Source organism: Pseudenhygromyxa sp. WMMC2535, from assembly GCF_011083025.2.
In genome coordinates this window covers 250538-277052 of the sequence record NZ_JABJWV010000001.1, presented here as the reverse complement: position 1 = coordinate 277052, position 26515 = coordinate 250538, and the positions used below count along the sequence as shown (strand labels likewise).

At 66.4% G+C, this 26515-nt stretch carries 30 protein-coding genes; 19 read left to right on the top strand and 11 right to left on the bottom strand.

Annotated features, from left to right (window positions below; all coding sequences use genetic code 11):
- Nucleotides 1-82 precede the first annotated feature (82 nt).
- Nucleotides 83-1474: a hypothetical protein gene (locus G6O69_RS01060; protein ID WP_176396547.1), complete on the top strand. Its 1392-nt coding sequence runs from the start codon at nucleotides 83-85 to the stop codon at nucleotides 1472-1474.
- A 543-nt stretch (nucleotides 1475-2017) separates the two neighbouring features.
- Here the strand turns inward: G6O69_RS01060 and G6O69_RS01055 are convergent.
- Complete coding sequence (locus G6O69_RS01055) at nucleotides 2018-2287, bottom strand: hypothetical protein (RefSeq protein ID WP_217909744.1); 270 nt, start codon at nucleotides 2285-2287, stop codon at nucleotides 2018-2020.
- On the opposite strand from G6O69_RS01055, the gene G6O69_RS01050 reads away from it, so the two are divergent.
- Complete coding sequence (locus G6O69_RS01050; protein WP_217909743.1) at nucleotides 2271-4145, top strand: hypothetical protein; 1875 nt, start codon at nucleotides 2271-2273, stop codon at nucleotides 4143-4145. The genes G6O69_RS01055 and G6O69_RS01050 overlap by 17 nt on opposite strands.
- 47 nt (nucleotides 4146-4192) lie before the next feature.
- Here the strand turns inward: G6O69_RS01050 and istB (G6O69_RS01045) are convergent, their stop codons facing one another.
- Nucleotides 4193-4951, bottom strand: coding sequence for an IS21-like element helper ATPase IstB (gene istB, locus G6O69_RS01045; protein ID WP_172301660.1), 759 nt, complete (start codon nucleotides 4949-4951; stop codon nucleotides 4193-4195).
- Nucleotides 4948-6393, bottom strand: coding sequence for an IS21 family transposase (istA, locus tag G6O69_RS01040; RefSeq protein WP_172301650.1), 1446 nt, complete (start codon nucleotides 6391-6393; stop codon nucleotides 4948-4950). The genes istB (G6O69_RS01045) and istA (G6O69_RS01040) overlap by 4 nt, the downstream gene beginning before the upstream one ends.
- Before the next feature lie 142 nt (nucleotides 6394-6535).
- On the opposite strand from istA (G6O69_RS01040), the gene G6O69_RS01035 reads away from it, so the two are divergent.
- Together G6O69_RS01035 and G6O69_RS01030 are read left to right on the top strand one after the other, a co-directional pair.
- Nucleotides 6536-7534: a hypothetical protein gene (locus G6O69_RS01035; RefSeq protein ID WP_172301659.1), complete on the top strand. Its 999-nt coding sequence runs from the start codon at nucleotides 6536-6538 to the stop codon at nucleotides 7532-7534.
- Nucleotides 7531-7800 (top strand): hypothetical protein, encoded by a 270-nt coding sequence (locus G6O69_RS01030; protein WP_172301658.1) that lies wholly within the window; start codon nucleotides 7531-7533, stop codon nucleotides 7798-7800. The genes G6O69_RS01035 and G6O69_RS01030 overlap by 4 nt, the downstream gene beginning before the upstream one ends.
- Before the next feature lie 101 nt (nucleotides 7801-7901).
- On the opposite strand, the gene G6O69_RS01025 is transcribed toward G6O69_RS01030, so the two are convergent.
- Entirely contained in the window at nucleotides 7902-8321 is a 420-nt protein-coding gene (locus G6O69_RS01025; protein WP_172301657.1) for a hypothetical protein, read from the bottom strand.
- Between the two features lie 41 nt (nucleotides 8322-8362).
- Between G6O69_RS01025 and G6O69_RS41810 the strand changes: the two genes are divergently transcribed.
- From G6O69_RS41810 to G6O69_RS01010, 3 genes are all read left to right on the top strand, one after another.
- Nucleotides 8363-9775, top strand: coding sequence for an EndoU domain-containing protein (locus G6O69_RS41810; protein WP_346016989.1), 1413 nt, complete (start codon nucleotides 8363-8365; stop codon nucleotides 9773-9775).
- On the top strand, nucleotides 9772-10044 hold the full coding sequence (locus tag G6O69_RS01015) for a MafI family immunity protein (protein ID WP_172301656.1): 273 nt from the start codon (nucleotides 9772-9774) through the stop codon (nucleotides 10042-10044). The genes G6O69_RS41810 and G6O69_RS01015 overlap by 4 nt, the downstream gene beginning before the upstream one ends.
- An 81-nt stretch (nucleotides 10045-10125) precedes the next feature.
- Nucleotides 10126-10374 carry a hypothetical protein gene (locus tag G6O69_RS01010; RefSeq protein WP_172301655.1) on the top strand — a complete coding sequence of 83 codons (249 nt, stop codon included), beginning with the start codon at nucleotides 10126-10128 and terminating at the stop codon, nucleotides 10372-10374.
- A 247-nt stretch (nucleotides 10375-10621) separates the two neighbouring features.
- Here G6O69_RS01010 and G6O69_RS01005 read toward each other — a convergent pair whose 3' ends face one another.
- Together G6O69_RS01005 and G6O69_RS01000 are read right to left on the bottom strand one after the other, a co-directional pair.
- Nucleotides 10622-10930, bottom strand: a complete 309-nt coding sequence (locus G6O69_RS01005; RefSeq protein WP_172301654.1) for a type II toxin-antitoxin system RelE/ParE family toxin — start codon at nucleotides 10928-10930, stop codon at nucleotides 10622-10624.
- The gene (locus tag G6O69_RS01000; RefSeq protein ID WP_172301652.1) at nucleotides 10930-11163 is read right to left on the bottom strand and encodes an addiction module protein; all 234 of its coding nucleotides are present in this window, start codon (nucleotides 11161-11163) and stop codon (nucleotides 10930-10932) included. Before G6O69_RS01000 ends, G6O69_RS01005 begins: the two co-directional genes overlap by 1 nt.
- A gap of 206 nt (nucleotides 11164-11369) precedes the next feature.
- Here G6O69_RS01000 and istA (G6O69_RS00995) point away from each other — a divergent pair, with 206 nt between their 5' ends.
- Nucleotides 11370-12815 carry an IS21 family transposase gene (istA, locus tag G6O69_RS00995; RefSeq protein ID WP_172301650.1) on the top strand — a complete coding sequence of 482 codons (1446 nt, stop codon included), beginning with the start codon at nucleotides 11370-11372 and terminating at the stop codon, nucleotides 12813-12815.
- Nucleotides 12812-13570 carry an IS21-like element helper ATPase IstB gene (gene istB, locus G6O69_RS00990; RefSeq protein WP_172301648.1) on the top strand — a complete coding sequence of 253 codons (759 nt, stop codon included), beginning with the start codon at nucleotides 12812-12814 and terminating at the stop codon, nucleotides 13568-13570. The genes istA (G6O69_RS00995) and istB (G6O69_RS00990) overlap by 4 nt, the downstream gene beginning before the upstream one ends.
- A gap of 141 nt (nucleotides 13571-13711) precedes the next feature.
- Here the strand turns inward: istB (G6O69_RS00990) and G6O69_RS00985 are convergent, their stop codons facing one another.
- A complete protein-coding gene (locus G6O69_RS00985) occupies nucleotides 13712-14419 on the bottom strand; it encodes a hypothetical protein (protein ID WP_172301646.1) in 708 nt (235 codons plus the stop codon).
- Nucleotides 14420-14609: 190 nt separating this feature from the next.
- On the opposite strand from G6O69_RS00985, the gene G6O69_RS00980 reads away from it, so the two are divergent.
- Both G6O69_RS00980 and G6O69_RS00975 read left to right on the top strand, forming a co-directional pair.
- A complete protein-coding gene (locus tag G6O69_RS00980) occupies nucleotides 14610-14768 on the top strand; it encodes a hypothetical protein (protein ID WP_172301644.1) in 159 nt (52 codons plus the stop codon).
- Nucleotides 14769-15309: 541 nt separating this feature from the next.
- Nucleotides 15310-15642: a hypothetical protein gene (locus G6O69_RS00975; protein ID WP_172301642.1), complete on the top strand. Its 333-nt coding sequence runs from the start codon at nucleotides 15310-15312 to the stop codon at nucleotides 15640-15642.
- Nucleotides 15643-15719: 77 nt separating this feature from the next.
- On the opposite strand, the gene G6O69_RS00970 is transcribed toward G6O69_RS00975, so the two are convergent.
- The gene (locus tag G6O69_RS00970; RefSeq protein WP_172301640.1) at nucleotides 15720-16184 is read right to left on the bottom strand and encodes a hypothetical protein; all 465 of its coding nucleotides are present in this window, start codon (nucleotides 16182-16184) and stop codon (nucleotides 15720-15722) included.
- Nucleotides 16185-16251: 67 nt separating this feature from the next.
- Between G6O69_RS00970 and G6O69_RS00965 the strand changes: the two genes are divergently transcribed.
- From G6O69_RS00965 to G6O69_RS00945, 5 genes are all read left to right on the top strand, one after another.
- Nucleotides 16252-16665 (top strand): hypothetical protein, encoded by a 414-nt coding sequence (locus tag G6O69_RS00965; protein ID WP_172301638.1) that lies wholly within the window; start codon nucleotides 16252-16254, stop codon nucleotides 16663-16665.
- Nucleotides 16662-17198 carry a hypothetical protein gene (locus G6O69_RS00960; RefSeq protein WP_172301636.1) on the top strand — a complete coding sequence of 179 codons (537 nt, stop codon included), beginning with the start codon at nucleotides 16662-16664 and terminating at the stop codon, nucleotides 17196-17198. The genes G6O69_RS00965 and G6O69_RS00960 overlap by 4 nt, the downstream gene beginning before the upstream one ends.
- 69 nt (nucleotides 17199-17267) lie before the next feature.
- Complete coding sequence (locus G6O69_RS00955) at nucleotides 17268-17579, top strand: hypothetical protein (RefSeq protein WP_172301634.1); 312 nt, start codon at nucleotides 17268-17270, stop codon at nucleotides 17577-17579.
- A gap of 135 nt (nucleotides 17580-17714) precedes the next feature.
- The gene (locus tag G6O69_RS00950; protein WP_176396545.1) at nucleotides 17715-18164 is read left to right on the top strand and encodes a hypothetical protein; all 450 of its coding nucleotides are present in this window, start codon (nucleotides 17715-17717) and stop codon (nucleotides 18162-18164) included.
- A gap of 368 nt (nucleotides 18165-18532) precedes the next feature.
- On the top strand, nucleotides 18533-19837 hold the full coding sequence (locus G6O69_RS00945) for an FHA domain-containing protein (RefSeq protein WP_172301630.1): 1305 nt from the start codon (nucleotides 18533-18535) through the stop codon (nucleotides 19835-19837).
- Nucleotides 19838-20024: 187 nt separating this feature from the next.
- Here the strand turns inward: G6O69_RS00945 and G6O69_RS00940 are convergent, their stop codons facing one another.
- Both G6O69_RS00940 and G6O69_RS00935 read right to left on the bottom strand, forming a co-directional pair.
- The gene (locus G6O69_RS00940) at nucleotides 20025-21596 is read right to left on the bottom strand and encodes a serine/threonine-protein kinase (RefSeq protein ID WP_172301628.1); all 1572 of its coding nucleotides are present in this window, start codon (nucleotides 21594-21596) and stop codon (nucleotides 20025-20027) included.
- Nucleotides 21597-21635: 39 nt separating this feature from the next.
- The gene (locus tag G6O69_RS00935) at nucleotides 21636-22514 is read right to left on the bottom strand and encodes a hypothetical protein (protein ID WP_172301626.1); all 879 of its coding nucleotides are present in this window, start codon (nucleotides 22512-22514) and stop codon (nucleotides 21636-21638) included.
- 69 nt (nucleotides 22515-22583) lie between these two features.
- On the opposite strand from G6O69_RS00935, the gene corA reads away from it, so the two are divergent.
- Nucleotides 22584-23672 carry a magnesium/cobalt transporter CorA gene (corA, locus tag G6O69_RS00930; protein WP_172301624.1) on the top strand — a complete coding sequence of 363 codons (1089 nt, stop codon included), beginning with the start codon at nucleotides 22584-22586 and terminating at the stop codon, nucleotides 23670-23672.
- Nucleotides 23673-23699: 27 nt separating this feature from the next.
- Here the strand turns inward: corA and G6O69_RS00925 are convergent, their stop codons facing one another.
- On the bottom strand, nucleotides 23700-24605 hold the full coding sequence (locus G6O69_RS00925) for a S1/P1 nuclease (protein WP_172301622.1): 906 nt from the start codon (nucleotides 24603-24605) through the stop codon (nucleotides 23700-23702).
- Nucleotides 24606-25042: 437 nt separating this feature from the next.
- Here G6O69_RS00925 and G6O69_RS00920 point away from each other — a divergent pair, with 437 nt between their 5' ends.
- Nucleotides 25043-25972, top strand: coding sequence for a hypothetical protein (locus tag G6O69_RS00920; protein WP_172301620.1), 930 nt, complete (start codon nucleotides 25043-25045; stop codon nucleotides 25970-25972).
- Complete coding sequence (locus G6O69_RS41805) at nucleotides 25962-26492, top strand: helix-turn-helix transcriptional regulator (RefSeq protein ID WP_172301618.1); 531 nt, start codon at nucleotides 25962-25964, stop codon at nucleotides 26490-26492. Before G6O69_RS00920 ends, G6O69_RS41805 begins: the two co-directional genes overlap by 11 nt.
- Nucleotides 26493-26515 lie beyond the last annotated feature (23 nt).

The following is a 26515-nucleotide window of genomic DNA, read 5'->3' as shown; positions in this document are numbered from 1 at the left end:
ACTTCAGTCGCCAAACAAAAAGAAAAACGCGATGCCCAGGAACGCAAGGATCCCACAAGTCGACCGTACTGACAAGCGCCTCATGATGATCGGCCAGCTCATCACCGAGGTCGTCGAAGAACGAATGGGAGGTGAGCGAGGGTGGATGGAGACCTCGCAGGCCGAGCTTTGCGTCGTGGCCGACGCCCTGTGGCTCCGAGAAGAGCAACGACTCGAGGCTGCACGTACAGACGCCGCCAGGATCATCGTCGATGGCGAGCCCTACCGCCGCATGCCCCAGCCTTCGAGCCGGCTGTACCATGGTCGGTGGGGAGCCCACCGGATCGAGGAGCCTCTGTACCGTCGAGAAGGGGTGCGCAATGGGCCAACGCTCCGACCTCTCGATCGGGTCATCGGTGTCGTCGATGGCTCGCTTCTCCCCGAGCTCGCACTGGCGCTGGGCAGCCTCTGCGCCGTTCAGACGAGCCGGGAGGTCGAGGAGACGCTGACCCGACTCGGATTTCGCCCCCCAAGCCGGGCCACGATCCAGAAGCGGACTGACGGCCTCTTCGACGACATGGCGACAACCGTGCGCGAGCTCGAGCAAGAGGTCCGCGTCGAGGAGAAGCTCGACTTCGAACTCGGCGCGGTCAGCTGCGGCCTCGACCGCTTTGCCGTGGCCATGGACGAAGAGCTCCCCGATGGGCCCGAGCGAGACGCGAAGCTCGTAGCTCGTCAGAAGCGAGCCTACGAGCGGACGCCGCCTGAACCCTACGAGCAGAATTGGCGCATGGCCTGGGCCGGCAACGTCACCCTCTATGACACCGAAGGCGTAGCCCGTCGGAGCCTGCGCTATGGCACCGATGCGGGAGATGAGTCTCACCGACTTGCAGCTCGGATGACCGATGACATCCTCCATCTCGTCGATGAGCGGCGAGACATCCCCGTGGCGATCATCCAAGACGGGGCGGCCGAACTCGCCGTGCTCCCCCAAGCTGTGCGAGAGCGCCTCCCCGAGGGGGTGCCTCGCTGGCAACTCGTCGACTTCCACCATGCGATCGGCTACCTCGACGCCATCGTGACTGCGCGCGATGACGGGGACCCCTACGACATGCGGCGTGCATATCGAGGCTGGCTGCTCAACGATGACGATGGCGCACAACGAGTCGTCCGCCATCTACGCCACGAAGCGGCGAAGCCTGACCTCGAGCCTGCGCTCGCGGAGACCATCGACGCCGCTCTGACCTACTTCGAGCGCCGCCGACCGCTGATGAAGTACAAGGCCGCACGCGATGAGGGACTGCCGATCGCCAGCGGGACGACCGAGTCTACCTGTGGGCTCTATCAGCTTCGCGTCAAACACCCGGGCTCGCACTGGCGCCCTCCTGGGCTACGGGGCGTCATGACGGCCAGGGGACTGATGCTCTCGGGTCGATTCGATGCAGCCTTCGAGGCCCACTACGCGACGCTGCTCGCAGAGGTGCGAGTCGCCTGATCAGACTGAAATCCACGCCCGCCTGATCAGACTGAAATCCACGCCCAGGGGCCGGCTGTCTTCGGGAGCTTGCCGAGGTCTGGGAGCGCTGACGGAGCGACGAAGGCTTCCCGGCGGGCCGAGGGGTGCTGCTGCAACAGATGACCGAGCGCGCTCCGTCTCCAATGCAACAGATGGTGCGATGGAACCCTTCACCGACTGTTCCTATCCCCGGCGACTCTCTCCGAGGCGAGTTGGCAAGACTGGAAGGTGAACACCAAGCACGAGAACCTCGCCAACCTTCGCCTCCAACTGACCGCCCTCGCCGCCGTCCAAGTGGCACAGCCTGGGGGTCCCTGCCAAAAGGCAGGGGCCCGTGAACCCAAGCGGGTAGAGGGAGTCACGGTCGTCAGCCCAACTTGCATCGCCGCAGTCCGCGTCGACGGCGGGACCACCTTCGAGATCGACACCCCACCACACCGCCGCAGCCCCGCGCTGCGCGAGTTCATCGCCTCGATGGCGAGCGCCGAGCCGCACACCTCGCTCTCCCTCGACATCCCGGGTTCAGCCGGCTCGGACGTCATGCTCGGCGTGCGTCACGGCGAAGAAGCTGCGCAAGCACGCGTTCTTCGAGCAAGGAGCAGCGCTCGAGGCGACGCTGCGGCCGCTGGAAGAGGCGAAGGCGAGGGCGGACCGGGAGGCGAAGATCCAGGCGGAGCTGGCAAAGGTTCGGGAGGAGATGTCGGCGTACTGGAACTGGCAGCCGCTGAAGGACATCCGGGCGGAGCACGAGCGGCTGAGCAGGAAGCTGCTGGAGATGGGTGGGAAGAGCAAGACGGGGGTGCTGGAGGTGCAGCTGGAGGTCCTCGCGGGGCTGAACGTTCCCGAAAACTTCGAGTGGGGGCCGTCGATGACGGAGCGCTCGCAGACCTTGGCAAAGGCGGTGATGGACGACATCGGGCGCGGGGCTCGGATGTTTGCGAAGGAGATCGAGGGAGCGCTGAGCGGAGGCAAGCCTGACGGGACGAGGCTCGAGGTTGTGCTGGGGGCGTTTCGTTGGGTGGACTTCTACGATGAGGGGACGACGAAGTCGGAGCGGCTGGCGCCGATGGTGCTGGAGGCGTTCTCGGATCCGAGCGTGACGTTGACGGCGCTGTCGAGGTTGGAGCGCGGGAAGGTTTTGATTTCATGGCTCTCGCCGGATCGTCGGCCCGAGCTGGGGTTTGCGATGCGGGTGATCTGGGCGGATCCCGAGGCGGGGGAGCAGGCGGGCTCGGCCAAGGACGCGATCGAGTTTCTACGAGAGATCGGGGCAGGGGGGCGGCCACGGGCGGTGAAGCAGGCGACGTCGATGTTGTCGAAGTCTGGAGCGCTGACGCGCTACGCGGGGCACAACGAGACGTTGGCGTTGCTGGTGGAGATGGTCTACCAGCTGTGGTTCGACCGCTTCGACTATGGATTCGTTGGCACCGGAGACGCGCTGGCGAGCGCGATCACGGGAGGGGGCGGCGAGGCACGGGCGTGGATCCCGATCGTGGGGAGTCTGCGAGTGGAGCGAGTGGGGAGCGGGGACGAGTTCAGGGTCCGAATGAACTTGCGAGATTATGGAGAGGCGGAGGGGCTGGGAGCGGACGGTAAGACGGCGAACGAGATGTGGAATGGTGGTGGGGTCCTGGTGCGAGCACGGGACAGGGTGGGGCTGTTGACGGAGGAGGGCCGGGTGTTGGCGCCGGCGATGAAGCTGCTGGAGTTGGGGGCGATGGCGGAGCGGGGGCTGCTGCGGGCAGGGGGACAGGAGCTGGCGCGGTGGTCGTCGGAGACGGCGAAGTCGCTCAACGAGGGGGTGGAGAGGCGGGCGAAGGCGCGGGTGGAGTGGCTGGAAGCTGGGCTGGAGGGCTCGGGAGATGTGGCAAAGAGGCTGGCGGGGCAGGTGCTGGAGGGCGAAGACCTGGAGCGGGCGAAGTGGGTGATCGATGGGCTGGAGCAGGGGGGTATCGGGGCGTACTCGTCGGCGGAAGGGTTTCGGACGGGGCTTCTGAAGGGGGCTGTGAACACGGCAGGAGGGGTCGGTGAGCTGGGCGGAAACGCGATGGCGGGTGGGGCCGAGTTTGGGAGCGACGTGCTGGATGGGAGGGGGCTGTCGGAGCTGGAGATCAGCTACGACGAGCTCGACCACGACGTGCGGGTGACAGTGGATGCGGCGCCAGAGATTGCGGGGAAGATCTACGAGGAGGCGGTCGAGAAATTCGAGAAGGGGGACATGAAGGAGAAGGTGTTCATGGTGAGTGACGTCGCGGGTCAGGTGGTGTTCGAGGTGTTGCTGGAGGTGGTGGGAGGCGGAGCGACGAAGCTGGGGAAGGCGGACGACTTTGCAGACGCGGCGCGGCTGCTTGACAGGTTTGATGACGGCCGAGACCTGAGCAAGGGGCTGGATCTGAGCAAGCTGTCGGGGCGGAGCCGAGAGCTGGTGGATCGAGGGCTGCTGGGGTCGGCGCGACACAACGAGGCGCTGAACGCAGGGAAGCGCAGGGAGCTGGACGCGAAGAGCTGGGGGAAGGTGAAGTCAGAGATCCCAGAAGGGACGAAGGTGTGGGTTGATCAGCGTCAATTATTTTTTCCGATTGGCGACGATTATTCCTGCCGGTGCGAGACTTGCGCGTCCCCGTGCACGGCGACCTCGCGCGCGGGGTAGTTGTCGTTCGGGCAGTTGTCGCAGCCCGGTGTAGTTGTCGTCGGGCGTCAGCCCTTCTTGCGCCCCTTGGCCTTCTCGGTCCGGTAGCTGGACACGTTGAATTCCAGGATCACCGAGTGGTGCACGAGCCGGTCGATCGCGGCCGACGTCGCCATCTTGTTGTTGAAGATCCGGTCCCACTCGCTGAAGACCAGGTTGCTCGTCAGCGCCGTCGAGCGTCGCTCGTAGCGCTCGGCCAGCAGGGTGAAGAGGACCTCGGCCTCCTCGGCCGACTGCTTGACGTAGCCGATGTCGTCGAGGATCACGAGCTCGAAGTTGTCGAGCCGACGCAGCTTCCGGGGCAGCTCCAGATCTCGCTTGGCCGCGAGCAGCTCCTGGATCAGCGAGTAGGTCGGCGTCCACAGCACCGAGCGGCCCTGCTCGACGAGGGCGTGGCCGAGGGCCGCGAGGGCGTGGCTCTTGCCGACGCCGGGCAGGCCGAAGGCCAGCACGTTGATCGCCTCGTCGAGGAAGTCGCCGGCTTGCAGCTCGCGGAGCTTGCGGACCACCGGTCGCGGCAGCCGCTTGTCGTCGAGGGTCTCGAAGGTCTTGCCGACGCTGAGCTTCGAGGCCCGGCGCAGGCGAGCGACTCGGCGAGCGTGGCGGGCCTCGGCCTCGAGGTCCAGGACCTCGGCGATCGTCGCCAGCGCTGGCTCGTGGCCGTCGGTGACCAGGCGCGGGACCAGCTCCTCGGCCGCGGTCGTCAGCTTGAAGCTGCGCAGCAGCGTGGTGATCTGCTCGGCGTGGGCGGGGGGTCGAGGGTTCACGCCGCACCTCCGAGCAGCTCGTCGTAGACGCCCAGATCGGGCTCGCCGACCTCGAGCTGCGGGACCTCGGACTCCGTGGGCTGGACCCGCTGCTTGACCGTCGCGTAGTCGAAGGGCGCGCCGGCCTCGAGCAGCTGCGCGAGTTCGGCCTCGACCGTCGACTCCATCGTCATCGCCGCGAGGTGCAAGATCCTCACGTAGTCGACGTGGCCGCGCCCGGGTCGAGCGCGCTCGAGCGCGTCGTAGGCCCGGCGGAAGATCAGCGAGGGGTACAGCTCCTCGCGGAAGCAGTAGTTGGGGAAGGCCCCGGGCTTGCGCACCAAGGAGGCGATCACGTGGCGGTAGTCGATGCGGTGCGCGCCTTCGCCTCGCAGCCGCGGGAAGGTCTCGACCACCTCACCGCCGTAGCGCAGCTCGACCTCGTTGGCGTGCAGCCGGACCTCGACCTGGTGGCCGATCAGCTGCGAAGGCACCGAGTAGATCCGCCCCCGCACCTTGATCGTGCTCCAGCGCCGGACCTTCGGCGTCTCGGTCGTGTAGGTCGGCACCGGCTTGATCGGCAGCGGCCTCAGCAAGGGGCTCTCGAGCTCGAGCTTCGCCGTGACGTGCTGGTTGTGCTCGCGCTCGAGGGTCTGCTGGACGAAGCGCTCGTAATCCTCGACGCTGGCGAAGTCCCGGCTGCCCCGCAAGATCAGCGCCTGCTTCAGCAGCTTTTTGGTTCGCCGATGCCGGACCTCGACCGCGCCGTTTTCGTGCGACTTGCCCACGTTGATGCGCCGGACCGTCTCGATGCCCAGATGCGTGCACGCGTCCGCGAAGCGCTTGTTGAGGCTCCGGCCCCGCGCCTTCTTCAGCTCGTGCGTCGCCGCCGACATGTTGTCGAGGGTCAGCTTCCGCGGCACCCCGCCCAGGGCCCACAGTGCCCGCTGGAGCCCCTCGACCAGCGCCTCGTAGCTCTCCGACAGCGCCACGCAGGCCCAGGTCCACGCGCTCGCTACCAGGACCAGCTCGAAGAGCAGGTGGCGGAAGGGCTCGCCCGCGATCGTCACCTGCAGCTCGTTGCAGTTGGTGAAGTCCAGCGCCGCTTCCTCGCCGGGCGGGTGCTCTTGCTGGAAGTAGACCTCCTTGTCTGGTCCGTGCAGCGCTCGCCAGTCCCGGACCCGCCGCTGCATCGTCCGCAGCTGGCCCTGGTTGAAGCGCTCGGGCTTCTCCTCGATCAGCTGCTTCAGCAGCGTCTTGGCTTCGAGCTCGCCCTCCTTGTCCCGCTCGAGCAGCGGGACGATCTTCTCCTCCCACACCCCCTCGAAGGGATCCTTGCGCGTCCGCCAGTGCCGCGGCTCCTTGGTCTGCGAGGGCAGTGGCCCGCTCTGCCACTTCCGCGCCGACCTCACGCTCATTCCCGCCGCCGCTGCTGCGGCCTGCTGTGTCTTGCCTTGGTTCATCTTGCTCCGTAGCAGCCGTACTTGCTCGTCCGTGACCACGTGGGGGCTCCTGCTCCCCAGCGTCCCACGCGCGTTCTGGCTGGCTCGGACCGGCAGGTTTAGTTGTCGTCGACCGGCAAAAGTTATTGTCGTCGATCAGTGGGTGGACGAGGAGCTGCCGATTGGAGAGGTGCGTGTGGAGTACGACGCGCCGGGGGGAGTGGTGAAGGCGGAGTCGGTGCGGATCGTGACGGGTCCGGGGCCGGAGGCGAAGCGGATCAGGCTGCATGGAGAGACGGTGCGGCTGGTCCGGAAGTACAGCGGACTGCAAGGAGAGGTGCGGCGGCTGCTGTCTCGGTTGAGGTTCTATCTGACGGGGGTGGACCGGGGAGCGGGGTCGGTGCTGTGGGAGGCGAAGATGGAGGTGGAGAAGCTGGACAGGGGGATGAGTGAGTGGATGGGAGATCTGCTGGCGGCGGATCCTGGAGGGGCAGGGGCGGAGAAGGCGAGGCGTGAGCTGGAGGGTATTGGAGGGCAGTACGAATACTGGCGGCGGGTGTCGGAGGGAGAGATCTCACGCCGTGAGTCGCGTGGGTACATAGCGATGGAGGGGGATGAGGCGAGTTTGGGACTGGAGGCGCTCGAGGAGGCGGGGGATGGGAAAAGGGTCTATGCTCCGGGAGCAGCCGAGAGGAGGGTGCTTCCTGAAGGAGAGGGGGCGCGGGTCAGTCAGGAGAGCAGCGTTTCATCCGCCGCAGGGGGGGGAGGATCGAGACTCAAGCCTGGTGAAGCTCTGGAGAGGCACTTCGTCGGGGACAGCTTGGAGGGGCTCATGGCCTCCCTCGACAAGGATGGAACTCTGCATCTATACATTGCCGCGGGCGAACACACACCGAAGGGCGGCGCGATGTTCAGGGAGGCTATTGATGCATTTGGAGCCGACTCGATCAAAGCGATCGAGGGCAGGTGGGGTGGAGGCGGCGACCTGGCTTCCAACTTTGACGCCTACAAGGCTGCCGTCGCGCGAGGTGTTTCGCCCGAAACAGCTGCTCTTGACCACACGTTTACTGGGCATATGGCCAAGAAGTTCGGTTTCACCGAGGTGGAACTTCTGAAAGATAACAGCAAGCTCGTCGTACCAGTATTCACGAGGCCAAAATGAGCACCTACGAAAAACTCCGGCAACACGCACTCAGGACCGGAGACCCGCCGCACTCCTTGGCAAACAAGCTCGCAGATATGCTGGGCGTTGAGCTTACGCAAAAAGTCGTGGTGGCGGGCTTCAAGCGGGCGTTTCCTTCGCTCCCACTACCTGTGCTCCTGGAGGCTGGTGGGTGGCACCGAGTTAGCGACGGCGATATGCCCGACAGCGAGTTTGACGCGCTTCTGGGAGAACTCATTGCCATGGACTTGGCCGGCGGAGGGTAACCAGCCTTCCCAAAGGAATCTGGGACGGACCGAAGGACTCGTCCTCCTCCGACATCAACGAACCGATGTCTGAGACCCATGAACCCTGATGTTGCATTGGGTCAGGCCGCGAGAGAATCGTAGATGCTCTCGAACTCTTGCCGTGCAACGCCGCTGGCCAAGGTTGCAAGGTGCAGGCGTCCCTGGGGTCGCGTGAGTCGGCCGGCCCGACGCAGCAGGAGGTGTCGGAGGGTCCCGAGCGTCTTGAGTTCGTAGTGCGGTGCCCTCGTCGTCGACGTCCGCCGCGTGGGCTCGACGACCTGCATCTGCAGCTCGCGGCTGAGGTTGTGGGCGAGCATGGTCGAGAGCGTGAAGACCTCGTTGGCCGCGCGGCGGCGGCAGGGGATGTAGTCGAGGCTAGCGAAGGACTTCGCCTCGCCGTAGACGGCCTCGTTGAGCCCGCGGCCGTTGAAGAAGTGCAGGACGTTGGCGGCGGTCGTGGTCTTGTTGTGCACGAGTCCCCGATCGATGGATGTGGCCACGCGCGAGGCAGGACAGCGGGCGCGCAGACGTGCGGGTGACAGTGGATGCGGCGCCAGAGATTGCGGGGAAGATCTACGAGGAGGCGGTCGAGAAATTCGAGAAGGGGGACATGAAGGAGAAGGTGTTCATGGTGAGTGACGTCGCGGGTCAGGTGGTGTTCGAGGTGTTGCTGGAGGTGGTGGGAGGCGGAGCGACGAAGCTGGGGAAGGCGGACGACTTTGCAGACGCGGCGCGGCTGCTTGACAGGTTTGATGACGGCCGAGACCTGAGCAAGGGGCTGGATCTGAGCAAGCTGTCGGGGCGGAGCCGAGAGCTGGTGGATCGAGGGCTGCTGGGGTCGGCGCGACACAACGAGGCGCTGAACGCAGGGAAGCGCAGGGAGCTGGACGCGAAGAGCTGGGGGAAGGTGAAGTCAGAGATCCCAGAAGGGACGAAGGTGTGGGTGGACGAGGAGCTGCCGATTGGAGAGGTGCGTGTGGAGTACGACGCGCCGGGGGGAGTGGTGAAGGCGGAGTCGGTGCGGATCGTGACGGGTCCGGGGCCGGAGGCGAAGCGGATCAGGCTGCATGGAGAGACGGTGCGGCTGGTCCGGAAGTACAGCGGGCTGCAAGGAGAGGTGCGGCGGCTGCTGTCTCGGTTGAGGTTCTATCTGACGGGGGTGGACCGGGGAGCGGGGTCGGTGCTGTGGGAGGCGAAGATGGAGGTGGAGAAGCTGGACAGGGGGATGAGTGAGTGGATGGGAGATCTGCTGGGGGCGGATCCTGGAGGGGCAGGGGCGGAGAAGGCGAGGCGTGAGCTGGAGGGTATTGGAGGGCAGTACGAATACTGGCGGCGGGTGTCGGAGGGAGAGATCTCACGCCGTGAGTCGCGTGGGTACATAGCGATGGAGGGGGATGAGGCGAGTTTGGGACTGGAGGCGCTCGAGGAGGCGGGGGATGGGACAGGGGGCTCAAGGCTGGGTGGGGAAACTGAAGCGGGGGATGGGAAAAGGGTCTATGCTCCGGGAGCAGCCGAGAGGAGGGTGCTTCCTGAAGGAGAGGGGGCGCGGGTCAGTCAGGAGAGCAGCGTTTCATCCGCCGCAGGGGGGGGAGCGGATGAGTTCGTTGATGTGCTGTCTCCACGGTCGCGGCAGCACATTCTTCATGGCGACGGTCCGGGCAGCGGCGGGCACCTGTGGCCGGGCCAGCCCGGAAAGACGCCCTTCCCCCAGAACTGGTCCGGCGACAAGATCGTCCACGAGGTGGGGGACATAGTGACGAGCCCGAACACGCGATGGCACGTGCAGACGGGTAGCGGCGGTCAGTACACCGCCGCCGGCAACCCGGCCCGCTGGCGAGCGTGGGAGGTGCGTGATGGAGTGAGGACCAGGGTTGTGTACGAACCGGCCACTGGCGAGGTAATAACGGCCTTCCCGGACCCGCACACCGTCCCAACAGGAGCACTCGTACCGTGACCGAAAGCCAAACACAGAAGGTTGAAGCCGAAGTGCGTGCCGTTGGCGCCTTGTTCGATGGACGGCTGAACGCCGACGTATTGAGCGACGCGTTGAGCTACGTCGGTTTCGGTGAGTGCCGCCTCGCAGTCGAGACTCTCTGCGACCAGCTTTATGAGTATGGCGTGGAGGTAACCCGCGAGGAGGTTGCGACATTGAAGGCGCTGTTAGCCAAGCTGGGCGGTGAGGCGCAACACGCGGCGGTGCTTGGCAAACTGGCCAAGGGTTAGCGGTGGATCTGTGGTCGGCCCGCAACAGCCTTGCCGTCGGGCCGCCCCCTCATTCCCAACAACCACACTGAGAGGAACACCGTGACCACCCGAGTAACGTTCGGGGAGTGTCCGGTCTGCCGGCAGGGGACACTTGAGGCCGCCCGTTTGCCCAACGCCGGGGTGTTGGTTGTTGTCTGCGACGACTGCGAGTCGCAGTGGCGGCACCCAGGGGAGGCCACCGGCGGTGACACCGTGATCCGCGAGGAGTACGCCAGGCTCGTCCCGGCCGACGCTGAGGAGGTTGCGGCGGCGGGCTGGCCTGAGGGAACGGTCGTAGATACGCCGTAGCGCCCGATAGACCGCTCCGCCCACAGCAAGATCCCCGAATATTGCACTCCCCCAGACCGCGGGTGCAGACGCCGGTGAAACACCCCGGGTGGGGGCGCCCCGCGCGGCGACGGCGAGTTGATCCCCACCGACGGCCCGCGCCACTGACGGGCGGCGACGGCGAGTTGATCCCCACCGACGGCCCGCGCCACTACGGGCGGCTACGGGCCGTTGCGATCCGGGCCTTCGGAGGGGTCGGGGTGTTCGGCTATTTCAGCCGGTCGCGCCAGTACCCCGGTCGGCGGCGTCCGTGAGCGACGGCCACGACGGCCTGCTGACCGGCAAGCATCGCGGTGACTACCGTGTACGGGAAACGGCGAACGACGAAGCGGCGAACATCACGGCTCGGCGGCGTCCCGGGTACGCGAGGGCCACTTTGCGGCAGTTCTACGGCGCGATCGACTGCACGTTGCACCTCCGCGACAAACAGGGCGCCGTACCCACGTCGCTCGCGTTCGTACCAGGCGGCGGCTTCCTCCAACTCCTCGGCCGCGTCGGCTTGGAACGGCAGCCGCATCAGATGCGGCTGAGGGTTTCCCGGATGCGGGCTTCCACCTCGTCGCCGGGAATGAGACGGGACTCACCGCGTTCGACGGCCTCGATGCGGCGCTCGATTTCGGCTTTCCACTCTGGGCTGAGTTCTCCGGCGGCCTCGTGCAGGCTGTCGCTCAACGCCTCCATGAGGGCCGCCCGGTCCTCGTCGGGCAGCGCGAGGGCCTGCTCAAAGACCTTTTTCGCCTCGGCGGTCACCCGACCAGTCTACGCTACCGCATCCGATGGAGCCACAGCCTCGGCATGGAGCGCTGACGGATGGCTAGTGATCGACGACAATAACTTTTGCCGGTCGACGACAACTAAACCTGCCGGTCCGAGCCAGCCAGAACGCGCGTGGGACGCTGGGGAGCAGGAGCCCCCACGTGGTCACGGACGAGCAAGTACGGCTGCTACGGAGCAAGATGAACCAAGGCAAGACACAGCAGGCCGCAGCAGCGGCGGCGGGAATGAGCGTGAGGTCGGCGCGGAAGTGGCAGAGCGGGCCACTGCCCTCGCAGACCAAGGAGCCGCGGCACTGGCGGACGCGCAAGGATCCCTTCGAGGGGGTGTGGGAGGAGAAGATCGTCCCGCTGCTCGAGCGGGACAAGGAGGGCGAGCTCGAAGCCAAGACACTGCTGAAGCAGCTGATCGAGGAGAAGCCCGAGCGCTTCAACCAGGGCCAGCTGCGGACGATGCAGCGGCGGGTCCGGGACTGGCGAGCGCTGCACGGACCAGACAAGGAGGTCTACTTCCAGCAAGAGCACCCGCCCGGCGAGGAAGCGGCGCTGGACTTCACCAACTGCAACGAGCTGCAGGTGACGATCGCGGGCGAGCCCTTCCGCCACCTGCTCTTCGAGCTGGTCCTGGTCGCGAGCGCGTGGACCTGGGCCTGCGTGGCGCTGTCGGAGAGCTACGAGGCGCTGGTCGAGGGGCTCCAGCGGGCACTGTGGGCCCTGGGCGGGGTGCCGCGGAAGCTGACCCTCGACAACATGTCGGCGGCGACGCACGAGCTGAAGAAGGCGCGGGGCCGGAGCCTCAACAAGCGCTTCGCGGACGCGTGCACGCATCTGGGCATCGAGACGGTCCGGCGCATCAACGTGGGCAAGTCGCACGAAAACGGCGCGGTCGAGGTCCGGCATCGGCGAACCAAAAAGCTGCTGAAGCAGGCGCTGATCTTGCGGGGCAGCCGGGACTTCGCCAGCGTCGAGGATTACGAGCGCTTCGTCCAGCAGACCCTCGAGCGCGAGCACAACCAGCACGTCACGGCGAAGCTCGAGCTCGAGAGCCCCTTGCTGAGGCCGCTGCCGATCAAGCCGGTGCCGACCTACACGACCGAGACGCCGAAGGTCCGGCGCTGGAGCACGATCAAGGTGCGGGGGCGGATCTACTCGGTGCCTTCGCAGCTGATCGGCCACCAGGTCGAGGTCCGGCTGCACGCCAACGAGGTCGAGCTGCGCTACGGCGGTGAGGTGGTCGAGACCTTCCCGCGGCTGCGAGGCGAAGGCGCGCACCGCATCGACTACCGCCACGTGATCGCCTCCTTGGTGCGCAAGCCCGGAGCCTTCCCCAACTACTGCTTCCGCGAGGAGCTGTACCCCTCGCTGATCTTCCGCCGGGCCTACGACGCGCTCGAGCGCGCTCGACCCGGGCGCGGCCACGTCGACTACGTGAGGATCTTGCACCTCGCGGCGATGACGATGGAGTCGACGGTCGAGGCCGAACTCGCGCAGCTGCTCGAGGCCGGCGCGCCCTTCGACTACGCGACGGTCAAGCAGCGGGTCCAGCCCACGGAGTCCGAGGTCCCGCAGCTCGAGGTCGGCGAGCCCGATCTGGGCGTCTACGACGAGCTGCTCGGAGGTGCGGCGTGAACCCTCGACCCCCCGCCCACGCCGAGCAGATCACCACGCTGCTGCGCAGCTTCAAGCTGACGACCGCGGCCGAGGAGCTGGTCCCGCGCCTGGTCACCGACGGCCACGAGCCAGCGCTGGCGACGATCGCCGAGGTCCTGGACCTCGAGGCCGAGGCCCGCCACGCTCGCCGAGTCGCTCGCCTGCGCCGGGCCTCGAAGCTCAGCGTCGGCAAGACCTTCGAGACCCTCGACGACAAGCGGCTGCCGCGACCGGTGGTCCGCAAGCTCCGCGAGCTGCAAGCCGGCGACTTCCTCGACGAGGCGATCAACGTGCTGGCCTTCGGCCTGCCCGGCGTCGGCAAGAGCCACGCCCTCGCGGCCCTCGGCCACGCCCTCGTCGAGCAGGGCCGCTCGGTGCTGTGGACGCCGACCTACTCGCTGATCCAGGAGCTGCTCGCGGCCAAGCGAGATCTGGAGCTGCCCCGGAAGCTGCGTCGGCTCGACAACTTCGAGCTCGTGATCCTCGACGACATCGGCTACGTCAAGCAGTCGGCCGAGGAGGCCGAGGTCCTCTTCACCCTGCTGGCCGAGCGCTACGAGCGACGCTCGACGGCGCTGACGAGCAACCTGGTCTTCAGCGAGTGGGACCGGATCTTCAACAACAAGATGGCGACCTCGGCCGCGATCGACCGGCTCGTGCACCACTCGGTGATCCTGGAATTCAACGTGCCCAGCTACCGGACCGAGAAGGCCAAGGGGCGCAAGAAGGGCTGACGCCCGACGACAACTACACCGGGCTGCGACAACTGCCCGAACGACAACTACCCCGCGCGCGAGGTCGCCGTGCACGGGGACGCGCAAGTCTCGCACCGGCAGGAATAATCGTCGCCAATCGGAAAAAATAATTGACGCTGATCAGACGTACTCCGCGAGCCGCCGCTTCGGTCGCGCCGCCTCCGCGAGGTCGGCGTCGAGCTGCTCAGCCATGCGCACCGAGAAGCGATCGAGCCCGCAGCTGATCGAGGCCACTCCCGGCGGGATGGCCTCCACGGCCCTGCTCGCGGCCTCGAGCATGTCGACGTCTTCGACGATGTCGGCGGACATCAGCTTGACGCGCTTTTCGAGCAACGAACGGCTCGGAGGCCGCATCCCGACCACCCTCAGGATGTTCTCGAGCTCGCGGCTGTTCAGGTCCGCGCTCAGCTCACCAGCGATGCGGGCGAAGTCGGGGGTCAAGCGTCGGGCGATCATACCGACGCACAGCTCCAGCGGCTTGATCGTCGGCCCGTTGTGCACGCCGAGCTCCCGGTAGAGCGCCTCCTCGATCGTGTGCGGCCCCCAGCGTCCGTGGTAGGTCGCCGACGACCGCTGCGACAGGCGAGCGTAGCGTCGGCCTCCGACCTCGACCACGTCGGCCTCCGAGACAGACTCGCGCAAGTCGTCGTCCTCACGCTGCCACAGCACGTCTCGCATCAGCTCCGCCTCCAGATCACGCCGCTGCTCGAAGGTCGCATCTGGCCCGAGCTGCTCGTCGACCTTCTGCTTGATCATCGCCGCGAGCTTCCGCACCAGCTCACTGTTCGGCTTCTTGGGCTGCTTCTTGGGCTTTTTCCGGCTTGCCATGGTGACCTCCAGCCCAGCATGATCTCAAACCTCGGAAACCACAACCGGGGAGTCGCCGTCCTCCTGCAACGCGCAGGGGAGCCTGCTCAGGATCGGATCCGCCCCGGGTTTCCTACGGGAATCAGTGGGGAGCGTTCCTGTCATTGCCCAGACGCCACACGGGCCAAGGAGCACGGTGGGGGATCAGGTGATGGGTGCGGCCAACACGGGCGGGCTGATCCAGCGGAGCTGCGCGAGCTGCAGCGTCAAGCCAGAAGAGGACACGCTCGCGCGCAGCACGACGCTGCGTCGAGCATGCTCGAGCTGCGAAGCCGAGGGGGGCGCTGCGGCGGATGTGCTCGGCCCGTGAGGCCGAAGCGAGGGACGAGGCGTGATCTGGAGGGTATTGGAGGGCAGTACGAGTGCTGGCGGCGAGTGTCGGAGGGAGAGAGCTCTCGCAGTGAGTCGCGTGGGCACATCGCCATGGAGGGGGATGAGGCGAGGGGGGACTGGAGGCGCTCGAGAAGCGGGGGGATGGGGCTCGAGGCTGGGTGGGGCAACTGAGGCGGGGGATGGGAAAAGGGTCTATGCTCCGGGTGCAGCCGGGAGGAGCGTGCTTCCTGAAGGTGAGGGAGCGCGGGTCAGCCAGGAGAGCAGCGTTTCATCCGCCGCAGGGAGGAGTGCCCAAGTGGGTCGAGAAGCTCCCCGACAAGTGGCGCATGGCCCCCGGCGGGGCGAAGTAGGACGCGTTGACACGGAAGAGCTAACCTGGCTGCGAGACAAAGCTCATGCTGGTTGCCCCGCACACTGGGATGTCCAACTGAATAGTGGAAATATTCATCAGAACGTAGGATTCGACGGTAATCACCTGAAGAGAGACTCGTCCCATGCGAAGCACAGAAGCAGTACACGTGGATCTCCTGATCGACGGTGGGGAGGAAGGTCTTCTCACCGTCGCCCTGAACGCGGGAGAGTTTGGTCTTCAGTGGCACTTGTTGCCAGGCGGAGGGTTACGAGCGATGCAAGGCATGCTCTCAACGGGAACTGGCGAGAGTCGAGAGTTGATTGTCGGAGAGATATTCGGCGTTCCCCTGCGCCTGGTAGGGAGGGAAGGAATCTTTAGCTTCAAGTCGCTCTCCTCTGACTCCTCAGCCGACTTGTTTCGCTTCGATCTATCACCAGCGATGGTCGAATCGCTCATTGCGGCTTTGAGTGACGCTGTAGAGGAATGGGAAGACCGATAGTTGTCGCTTTTACCCGCGTGCCCGCGCTGCGTCTCGTCGGACACTTTGGGCGGGGCCGGAGCAGCCCACGGCGCTGCCTATTCTGACCACTCGGACGCGTCCGCGAACGCCCGCGCCCGCGCCCGAACCGATTCCTCATCGTCGCCAATAAGCGACTCCACTGCTTGTCGGACCAGGCTTGCTCGACGGGCGTCATCCCCAACCTCAAGGGCTTCGTCAAAGGCTGAATGTCGCACTTCGGGGTTAGGGTCCATCGTAAGCACGAGATGCATGGCGTCGCCAAGCGTTCCCCCATGGATAATCAGGGCGTGCCGAGCCGCGGCCCGCACGTCCTCCTCCTCATCTTCAAACGACGCACGCAGCAGTGCGGCCGTCAGGGGCGCAGACAGGTGCGGCAGTTCAGCTGCTTCGCGTGCCGCACTCTCGCGGGCGTATTTCGCGGCCAAGAAGGGAGGGACAAACGCTTCGCGTTCCATCTCTGAGACCCGCGGCGTCCGGCGCCCGATCAACAATGAGACCAATGTGTTCTCGTCCTGGGCCACTAGTGATGTCCTCCTCTCAGACTACCCGCGTGTCCGCACATCCTCGCACCTAAACAGTAGCGACAACGTGACCGCCGACCAAGCCGAAATGGGAGATCTGCTGGCGGCAGATCCCGGGGGGCAGGAGCGGAGAAGGCGAGGCGTGAGCTGGAGGGTATTGGAGGGAGGGCAGTACGAATACTGGCGTCGAGTGTCGGAGAAAGAGATCTCCCGCCGGGAGTCGCGTGGGTACATGCCCATGGAGGGGGATGAGGCGAGTGTGGGACTGGAGGCGCTCGAAGAGGCGGGGGATGAGGCAGGGGGCTCGAGGCTGGGTGGGGTAACCGAAGCGGGGGATGGAAAAAGGGTCTATGCTCCGGGTGCAGCCGAGAGGAGCGTGCTTCCTGAAGGAGAGGGGGCACGGGCCAGCCAGGAGAGCAGCAATATATCTGCCGCAGAGGGGACTCATATCGTCTCCGCGAGGCCGAGGAGAACGCCATGAGCAACGACAAGAGTCAATCACTTCGAGTGAGCGTCATCCTCAGACTAAACGACGTCACACGGGCCAAGGAGCACGGTGGCGATGAGCGAAGGCCGATCAACTCACAGCCAACAAGTTCCCCCGATGGAGCAAACGCGATGAGCATTTTCAATCAAATCAACCAGCAACTACCCCTGAAAATATCCCACGCGTCTTGGACCGGTGAAGTGCTCACCATCTCCGGCACGGATTGGGGATTGAACACCCCTGGAGCTTGGAGGATCCGAACCCCGAACCGGGTACTTGCCGCATGTTTTGATGACAACGCATCGGACGACGTCGGGAAGCTCGTTGGTCGTTTGGTTGTGCGAGTCGAGGCTCAGTCGGCAGACTTCGCTGTTGATCCTCGTTTAGTGCTCGACAACGGCGAGTTCCTCGAAATATTCTCGTCCGATACCTTCGAGCCGTGGACGTGGCGACTCCCATCTCCACCCGTGTGGGTAGCGGCACCTGCTGATGAGGCATGGGTGCAGAGGATCAAGGAGGGCTTGTAGGAGGTGATCGGCAGACTCGACACGGGCCAAGGCCATCCAGGGGTTCGAGAGCCAAGGAGGGACGCTCGAGTGCAAACAGACAAACAACTCGTTCCAGACATTGCTGCTTTGCTTGGTGTGCCGTTCGTCGCGGCGAACTGGTCAGGAGTCGATGCGGTACTCCCAATCCTCGAGAAGATGAAAGTAGAGGGGGCGGTGGTGGTGTTCAAGTTCGATGGAGAGCGTGGTCTCGAAGACAACGGTGCATACACGGCAATCGCGTCAGGACCCCCTCTCGGTGAGGATTTTCTCCGAGTTGATGCGGGCACGCTCGAAGAAGCTCTTGCTTACGTGATCGTTCGATACGCAGCAAAGAGGTGGGGGTATGTTCGCCCGAGTTGAGCGAAGCCCGGGCGGACGCCACAGGGGCCAAGGTTACAAAGCCTTGCAGTCCCGTTTTCAAGCTCAACAGCCGTCAGTCTATTCGCTGCACCGTTTGCGATTTCATGAGGCTGTTGGCGGTGCCTCTGCGTCGCAATGCCGGTTTTCTCGGGCGCGACTGCTCATTTCGCTCGTCGAGGTGAGGATCTGGTTGCTGGTCGGGGACCCTGGTACAATGTTCCCCGCGGCAACACCATGAGTGAGATTTTTTCATATGTCCATGAGGCTCTTGGCCTCTTTTCGCCCGAGAATGGCCTCGACGAATTGACAGCCTCCAATCTTTTGCGGCATCAACTGGAGACTCCGGTCTGGCGAGAGGGGTTGTCTAGGGAACTTTCCGAAATGCTCTGCAGCGACGATACGGACTGGCTCTCCGTGGTGGACAATGACGACTTTTGCATGGGCGATTTCACCGGGCGAGGTGACGCTCGGGCGTTTGTGGAGCGCCTCCTTGCTCCATTTGTCACTCGAGCCGTAGGCGGCACCCCGGTTGCCGGGGTCGACGTCGGTGGGCGCCACGAGGTGAACATCAAGGTTTCAGATTGAGAGACGAGCATGATTCGAATTGTGGCGCAGACCCGAGAATTTCATGCTATCAAGTTCGTAGACGCCATCCGCAGAGCGACAGGTGTCGGGCTCGAGGACGGCCTTGACCATGTACGAAGGTTGAGCGAAGGCGAGGTCCTGTTGATAACGCCGAGGCCCGGAGTCTCAGACGAGGACTTGGCCTTGTGGCTTGGAGGCTGTGGGGTTGCATGAATTGTGTGAGTTGAAAATGAAGATGCGGAACATCACGGATGGCGGTAATGTGCCATGGCGAAGAGGATGAGCTTCTGTGCGGGTGACCTGCCGGCGGCGGACCCTGGAGCGAGTCTTGTCCACGGCGAAGTAGCCTTGGCTTCGCTGAGCGAGGCATGGGACAATCGGGAGCCATGGCCCTGCTGAGGATCATCGAGGGAGAGCACTGCGGGGCGTGTTTCGTCCTCGATGAGCGCACGCAGACGGCGGGGCGTGATCCCAGCTGCGACGTCTTGCTCGTCGATGCAAAGGCATCGCGTGTGCATGTTCGGTTTTTGTGGGCGCAGGGAGGCCACGTGGTCGTGGATCTCGCCAGCAAGAACGGTACGAAGGTCAACGGTGCGTCGATCCGCGAGCGCAGGCTCGCTCATGGTGATCTCCTGGAAGTCGGCGCTCACGTGCTGCGCTTCGAGGATGAGGCGGGCGAGTTCTCTGGCGAGGAGGCGCGGGGGGAGACGCAGGTCTCGGCGTGGTTGCGGGTGCTCGAGGGCGCTCGGCCCGGGGCTTCGTACTATCTGGGTGAGCGCACCTGTACGGTCGGTCGTGATCCGGGAAACGTGATTCAGCTGGTCGACGATGACATCTCGCGCCACCACGCGCAGTTTCGTTGGCGGGGGGATCACCACGTGATCAGCGACATGGACAGCACGAACGGGGTCCGCGTCAATGGACGTCGGGTGGAGGAGGCGCGCCTCGGCCACGGGGATCGGGTGATGCTTGGCGGCCATGTCCTGCGCTTCGAGATGATCGCGGCGGCGCCCTACTTCAACGAGGTCCTCGAAGGAAAGGACACGCGGCCGCGCAACCGGGCGGAGCCGACCCGGGTCATCAACGTCTCGGAGCTCTCCGAGCTGGCGTTGCTCGACGAGAGGGGCAGCGTCGTCGATGCCCTCGACATGGGGTCGATCGAGATCGATATCGAGGTCGTGGAGGATAGCGCCGTGTTCGTGTCGTCGGCTCGGCGCGAGTCGAGCTGTGAGCAGGCGGTGCGACGGCTGAGTGAGCAGATCGATCAGGATACGAGCTTGGAGGCCTTTTGGACCGTGGCGCTGGACGAACTGGTCCTGGCGCTCGATCCCGATCGCGCGGTGCTCTTCTTTTTCAGGGGCGCGAGCCTGGGACCGCGCGGTATCCATGTTCGCGGTCAGCCGCATGTCGCGGCGTTGCCGAGGGACCTGTCGCAGGGGGCGATCCGCGAGGTGCTGCGCAGTCGTGGGCCGACGCGTGTGCGCGAGCAGGGGGGAAGCTTCGAGGGGGCGGCCGTGTGTGCGCCGATGCGCGTCCCCCAGGCTTACTACGGACTGGTCTATGTCGATCGCTTGGGTCGAGCGCCGCGCTTCGACGACGAGGAGTTCGAGCTGGTCATCTCGAGCGCAGAGATCATCGCCCGTGGTGTGTTCGCGCGGACGCGACGTCGTTAGTGTGCGCGCCAGAGGACTTGAAGGGCCCCAGGCTTGGAGCACTGGCCGCTGACTTCGTTGCTCGTCAGTCATTTGTGCCCGACAGACTCCCTCCTCGCGCCTCGTCAGCAACCGGCGGTCCGGCGCCTGAGACCCTTCAAGTCCTCTGGCGCGCACACTAGCGACGCCGTGCTGGGGCCGTTCGGGCTCAGTCCTCCGGCGCGCAGCAGCAGCGAGCGTGGGTGTTGATCGTCCAGTCGAGCGGAGCTTCGCAGGTGGCCAGCACCGACATGTTGGGATCCATGCACCGGTTTTCGCTGAGCCCCACGCCGAAGGTGGCCTGCGCGCAAAACCAAGACGAGCAGCCTTGCTCGTCGGCCGAGCAGCCTCCGGGGACGCAGGCCTCACCGACCGCGCCGCATAGCTCGGCGCAGGTCTGGTGATGGTGGGCGGTCTGGCAGGGCGACCAGTGCGGCTGAGGGCGAGGCGCAGTCGGTGTGTCGTCGTGGCGAGCGAGCGAGACCAAGGTGAGGGTGAGGAGCACGATGAACACGCCGCCGAGGGTCAAGGCGATGGTCCACTGGCGTGGTTTGCTGGGGAGGGCGCGCCCGAGAGGGTGAGGTGCGGTCGGTGGGGCCGGTGGGGTGTCTGGAGGGGGCGCGGAGTCCTCGGGCTTCGGGGCCTTCGAGGCCTCGAGATTCTCGGCGATGGTCTCGGGGTCGAGGGTCTCGGTCTCGTGGGCGCTGGTGGCCGGCTGGCTGGGGGTGAGGGTCGCCAGCGGAGGCGGAGTCGCGTCGCCGAGGGCGAGTGACTCGGAATGCGAGGCGGCGAGGTGCGTGGCGTCTGCTTCGCTCGTGGGGATGTCGACGGCGAGGGCCGAGGGCCGCGGGCCGAGGTCGACGAATTCGCGGACCAGGGTCTCGAGCTGGAAACTGAGGTCGCGCATCCCCGACCAGTTGTCGAGGCGCTCGAGGGCCTCGCGGGCGCTGGCGAGGCGCTCGCGGGGATCGGGCGCGAGCAGGTCGCGGCGTAGCGCGTCGAGTTCGGGGGGGACCGCGACTCCGAGGGGCGGGACCTCTCCGCGCAGGATCATCCCGTAGAGCTGGCCGTCGTCGTCGGCCTGGGAGCGAAACTTTCGGTTGTCGAGGAGCTCGTGGAGGATCGCGCCGACGGCGAAGAGGTCGATGGTGGGCTCGCGGGAGCTACCGGCGAGCTGCTCCGGCGGCATGTAGCGCGGCTTGCCTCTGACGAGGTTGCTGCTGCTGTCTTCGCTCGACAACCGCGCGATGCCGAAGTCCATCAGCTTGACCTCGCCGCCGACGGAGAGCATCACGTTTTGCGGTGAGACGTCGCGGTGGATGATCTGGCCCTTGCGGCCGCGATGGTCGAGCTCGTGGGCGTAGGTGAGGGCGCGCAGCAGCTTGGCGATGATGAAGGCGCTCTGGACCTCGCTGAGGCGCTGTCCGACGGCGCGCATGCGGGCGCAGAGCTGGGCGAGATCGAGGCCGTCGACCCACTCCATGACCATGGCGCAGCGCTCGCCGTCTTCGACCACGTCGAACACCTGCACGATGTTCGAGTGGCTGAGCTTCATCGAGAGCCGAGCCTCCTGGACGAAGAGCTTGCGTAGACCTTCGGCCTCGAGGTGGCGGCGGGCGAGCAGCTTGATCGCTACGAGCTTCTTTGCCCCGACGGAGGTGCGCCGCTGGCCGAGCCAGACCTCGCCCATGCCCCCTTCACCGATGCGACGGAGCAGAGTGTAGGCGCCGATCGTCTCCACCCCTGTGCTTCTGACATGCCCCCCTTGGGCGGTCAACTCTCAATAGACCAAGTTGCAAGCGAGGGCAGGATCCGCGACGCAGGTGTTCCCAACACAGGACGCCGAGCCAGCACAGACCGCGCTGGTGCTGCATCCCTCCCCCAGGGTTCGGGTGGGCTGGCAGGTGAGCCCCAGCCCGCCGTCACAGTAGAGCTCCGGGCCGCAGGTGAAGGTTTCCTCGCAGGACTCGCCTTCACCCGGGGCCGGCTGGCAGGTCAGCGAGTCGATGTCACACATCAGCTCGCCCGTGTTGCCGCAATCGAAGTTGAGGCCGGGGTCACAGGCGTCGCCAAGCACGGGCAGGGGTTGGCAGGTGTAGGTGGCCTCGCTGCCGCGGTGACAGTAGGCCCCCTCTTCACAGGGGAGCAGGCCCCAGCAGCGCTCGCCTACGCGGACGGGGAGCGCTGGCGCGGGCGCGCACAGGTTGTCCTGACAGGTCAGACCCCGGGCGCAGGGGCTGTACCACTGCGTGTCGTATTCGCAGGTTTCTCCTGCGGGGATCGTGCCGTAGAAGAGAGAGCAGACGCCGTAGAGGCGCGGGGCGAGCTCCAGCGCCTCCTCGAAGGGGGCGCAGCCCCAGCGCTGCCAGGTCCACAGCAGCTCGCCGGCGCAGTCTTCGTTCCATCCTTTGCCCGCGGCGATGTACGGCTCGATCACGGCTACCTGCTCGTTGATGCAGGTGGCTTCGTCGGCGTAGCTGTGGGTCGTGCACGCGCAGGCGAAGAGCGACGCGCAGATCTGTTCGGCCAGGGCGCGGGGGCCATCCTCTTGGGCCAGGGGCTGGGCGGCGTCGTTGCCTTGCTCTTCGCTCGCGCAAGATGAGAGCGACGCGAGCACGGCCAGCGTGATCAGGGGAGGCGAGCGACGAAGACCATGCATGGCACGAGCCTATCAGGGCGCAGACGGCCACTCCATGGACGTGGGCGCAAAGCTGTGTAGGCTGTCGTCGTGAACCAGCGAAAACGCCGACGCGCTCGCTGGGCCCGGCGACCGCAGGCAGGCGCCCGGCCCGGCGAGTTCGTGCTCGCCGAGGCCGACGCCCCCGCGCACGTCCGGGCCTTCGACTATGGCTCGGAGTACTGCCGCGAGTGGCAGCCTGGGCTCGAGCAGCTCGAGCCCATGGGCAAGGCCCAGCGCGAGGCCGACAAGGTCGCGGTCCGTTGGATCGACGTCGACGGCCTGTCGGACGCGAGCTTGCTCGGGCGCCTGGCCGATGCCTTTCATGTCCACCCGCTGGCTCTCGCGGACATGGTCAACGTGCCTCAGCGTGCCAAGGTCGATCCTTATGAGCACAACCACCTGGTGATCGTGCGCATGGTTCGGCTGATCGAGGGCGGGGTCATCGACTACGAGCAGGTCAGCATGATCGTCGGCGATGGCTGGCTGGTCACGGTCCAGGAGCAGGCCGGCGATGTCTTCGAGCCGCTGCGCATGCGCCTGCGCGAGAAGCTCGGCAACGTGCGCAGCATGGGCGCGGACTACCTGGCCTACGCGCTGATCGACGCGGTCGTCGACGCCTACTTCCCCGTCGCCGAGCACCTCGGCGGGCAGTTCGAGGACCTCGAGCGCGAGATCATCGAGGACGGCGGCGATCGTGACGACCTCAACCGGATCCACGCGCTGCGCGGCGAGCTGCGCGACTTCGAGCGCCCGGTCCGGCAGATGCAGAGCCTGCTCTCGACGCTGCTCCAGGGCGAGCAGAGCCCGATCTCGCCGGAGGTCCGGGTGTGGCTGCGCGACGTCCAGGACCACGCGCTGCAGGTCCGCGAGCAGCTCGACCGCCAGCGCGACTTCGCCAACGCGCTGATGGAGCTGCACCTGTCGACGGCCAACAACCGCATGAACGAGGTCATGAAGCTGCTCACGGTGATCAGCAGCATCTTCATCCCCCTGACCTTCATCGCCTCGATCTACGGCATGAACTTTCAGCACATGCCGGAGCTGACCTCGAGCGCGGGCTACCCCGTGGTCCTGGTCGTGATGGTGCTGATCGCCAGCGCGCTGTTCGTGTTCTTTCGCCGCCGCGACTGGCTGTGAGCGGTCGCGGGGCGCTGGGGTGCGGGCTCAGCCTTCGCCGAGCACCTCTTCGAGGACCAGGGCCAGGCGCAGGCCGGCCTGCTGGAGGCGCTGCTCGGCGACGGGGAGGTTGCGCTGGTACCAGTCCTCTCCCAGGGTGTCGCCCGAGCGGATCGGGGTGATGCCGTCGGCGTGCAGGTAGCCCTCGGCGGCGCCGATCAGCCGTGACTCCTCGAGCCAGTCGTAGACCGAGCCCCGGCCCCAGCGCGCGCGGGCTTCGGGGGTGACGCGCTCGTCGAGGCGCTGGGCGTAGGTCTGCCAGTCGATGCCCTCGCGGCCGAGGTGGATCGCCACGAAGCCGCCGTCCCAGACCGCGTGGAGGTTGGTGCGCTCCTTGGCGGGGGTGAACTCGAGCATGCGCAGCTCGTTGATGTCGTTGCCGCCGCGGTCCTCGGCGTGGCCGGCGTGCAGGGGCTGGTGGGCGTCGCCGACGAAGTGGGCGAGCAGGCGCAGGGCCTCGGCGCGCTCGGCCTTGCTGGCCCGTTGGCTGCGCAGGATCTCGGCGTAGTAGGCCATGCCCGTGGCCACGCAGCCCGAGCGCTCGAGGCATAATTGATGGAGCTCGCGCGGGCTCAGGCGCGCGCCCAGGTTGACGTAGTGGCTCGACGCGACGAAGGCGAGCTCGGGGACCTGGCGGGCGACCTGATCCGCCCAGGTCGAGGCCGTGGCCAGGGTCGTGTACTCGGGGGTGTCGGCGAGCAGCTCGCGGACCTTGGCGCGGGTGTCTTCGCTGAGGTTGCGCTCCGCGATCTCGCCGACGATGCGGTGGCCATCGTCCCACCACGCGTGGGCCGTGCTCGGGGTCAGGGCTGCGAGGCACAGGCCAAAGGCGAGCCACCGTCGCTTTGGTCGGGCGGCGCGGCGGCGGCCGACGTCGAGGTTGGGTCGGAGCATGCCGGGAGGCTAGCAGCTGGCGGGGGGGTGGTGACGATCTCCGCTCCCCTGCACGCGGGGGCCTCCCCCTGCCGCGGGTGAGGAAGAGCCTGCGAACGTCGCCGCTCGCGCCCGGCTTTGCGGTGACGAGGCGTGACGGGCCGTGTCGGCTCGTCCGTCCAGGTTCGCGGGCGGGGGCCCGCGCCTCGGGCTGCACGCGGCCCGCGGGGAGATTGGGGATAGGGCCGTGGATCCGCGCTCTGGGAGGGTATTTGGCTCGCGCTCGGGTTGGTCGGTGAACGGTTCGCGCGGCCTTCGAACCGTTCGCTTCGGTGATCCGCCGGTTGCTCCCGCGTACCTGACGGTCAGGCCCCTTACCCCCCAAGGTGGTCCGGCGTGAGGGCGTGGTCGTGCCCCGACGCGGACCTACGCCCCACCACCTCGAGCGGAGCCGAGCCATGTTCCAAGAACACTACGAATCCCACCCAGCCGATGAGGCATGGGACGAGCCCACCCGACCCCCGACGGGGATCTGCTTCGTGGGCAGCTTCGAGGGACGCACGCTGACCACGCTGGATATCGGCGGGGCGCCCGGATGGTTCGCCGGCGAGCTCGCGGCGATCCTCGGTCTGCGCCTGGGCGCCTCGGAGCTCGCGCGTCACCTTGCGCTCGACTGGGCCGACGAGGCCAGCGAGGGCGAGCACTGGCTGCGCATCGGTGAGCTCGAGCTCGCCGAGCTCAAGGCCGCGCTCGAGGATCGCGGGCAGGTGCTCCCGGCCAGCCTGGTCGAGGCCAGCAGCAGCTTGATCCTGCGCGAGCCGGGCGTGGCCCTGGCGGTCGCGCGCCTCGCAGGTCAGGGCTCGGGGGCAGGGGAGCGCCTGCTTCGTCACCTGCGCGAGCGGGTGATCTCGGAGGTCGAGGCGCTCTCGCGTCGCGTCCGGCACAGCTCGCCGCTCGAGCGCCAGATCGCGGCCGTCGCCCGCGAGCGCCTCGACTTCGAGCGTCGGCGCTGGGAGTACGACGCCCTCGAGGGGCTGTGCGAGTCCGTCGAGCGCGAGGCCGAGGTCGATCCCGAGGTCGTGTGGGCCTACCGGGTCGTGGCCGCCGAGGTCGCCCTCGACGGCTCGCTGTGGCAGCTCAAGCCGACCATCGGTCACGGCTGGCTCAGCCCCACCGAGATCGCCCGCCGCCACCTGGGCGTGACGCCGCAGCGCGTCGGACAGGTCATCAGCTTGCTGGGTCTGCGCGAGAGCAAGGTCCACAGCAAGGCAGTTCTCAACAAAGCCGTCGGTCGAGATCGGACCGTCGTCACCCATCTTTACAGCCCGGCCGCCGTCGGGCTCATCGAGCGCGAGCTCAGGAGTCGAGGATACCGCCGTGTCGAGTGAATCCACTACCGCTACTGCAAACAACACCGCGAACGCTACTACCCCCGCCAAGAACGAGGTCCGCATCTGGGTTGCTCGCGACGCCGACGCCAACCGGATCAGCGCCGTGCTCGAAGCCCTCGGCTACACCGTGCTGCGCGAGCTCGAGGAGGGCGACGGGCCCTCGCGGCTGCGCTGGGCCGTCAACCGCCTCGCCCAGCGTCACAAGCTGACCGGGCGCGAGCAGGACATCCTCGAGCGCGTGCTGGCCGGGCGCAACAACGAGGAGATCGGCGTCGATCTCGAGATCAGCCGCGCCACGGTCAAGTGGCACATGCACAACATCTTCGCCAAGAGCAACACCAGCAACCGCGAGAGCCTGCTGCGCCTGGCCCTGCAGCTCGGCGGCGCCCGTGACCCCGGCTCCGAGGGCGAGGAGAGCCCCGCGCCGCGGCCTTCCGAGCAGGCCACCGAGCCGCACAAGGCCGCGCCCGCGAGTGATCCGATCCCCGCGGCGGCCGTGCCCTCGAAGGCCTGGTAGCCGCGGCGCTCGAGCGCAGACGA

Bases quoted from the DNA above. Each gene is read 5' to 3' on its own strand.
- G6O69_RS01060 (WP_176396547.1), top strand. From the start codon at position 83: ATGATGATCGGCCAGCTCATCACCGAGGTCGTCGAAGAACGAATGGGA.
- G6O69_RS01050 (WP_217909743.1), top strand. From the start codon at position 2,271: ATGGGTGGGAAGAGCAAGACGGGGGTGCTGGAGGTGCAGCTGGAGGTC.
- istA (WP_172301650.1), bottom strand. From the start codon at position 6,393: ATGAACCAAGGCAAGACACAGCAGGCCGCAGCAGCGGCGGCGGGAATG.
- G6O69_RS01030 (WP_172301658.1), top strand. From the start codon at position 7,531: ATGAGCACCTACGAAAAACTCCGGCAACACGCACTCAGGACCGGAGAC.
- G6O69_RS01005 (WP_172301654.1), bottom strand. From the start codon at position 10,930: ATGCGGCTGCCGTTCCAAGCCGACGCGGCCGAGGAGTTGGAGGAAGCC.
- istA (WP_172301650.1), top strand. From the start codon at position 11,370: ATGAACCAAGGCAAGACACAGCAGGCCGCAGCAGCGGCGGCGGGAATG.
- G6O69_RS00985 (WP_172301646.1), bottom strand. From the start codon at position 14,419: ATGGCAAGCCGGAAAAAGCCCAAGAAGCAGCCCAAGAAGCCGAACAGT.
- G6O69_RS00980 (WP_172301644.1), top strand. From the start codon at position 14,610: ATGGGTGCGGCCAACACGGGCGGGCTGATCCAGCGGAGCTGCGCGAGC.
- G6O69_RS00960 (WP_172301636.1), top strand. From the start codon at position 16,662: ATGAGCAACGACAAGAGTCAATCACTTCGAGTGAGCGTCATCCTCAGA.
- G6O69_RS00950 (WP_176396545.1), top strand. From the start codon at position 17,715: ATGCCGGTTTTCTCGGGCGCGACTGCTCATTTCGCTCGTCGAGGTGAG.
- G6O69_RS00945 (WP_172301630.1), top strand. From the start codon at position 18,533: ATGGGACAATCGGGAGCCATGGCCCTGCTGAGGATCATCGAGGGAGAG.
- G6O69_RS00935 (WP_172301626.1), bottom strand. From the start codon at position 22,514: ATGCATGGTCTTCGTCGCTCGCCTCCCCTGATCACGCTGGCCGTGCTC.
- G6O69_RS00925 (WP_172301622.1), bottom strand. From the start codon at position 24,605: ATGCTCCGACCCAACCTCGACGTCGGCCGCCGCCGCGCCGCCCGACCA.
- G6O69_RS00920 (WP_172301620.1), top strand. From the start codon at position 25,043: ATGTTCCAAGAACACTACGAATCCCACCCAGCCGATGAGGCATGGGAC.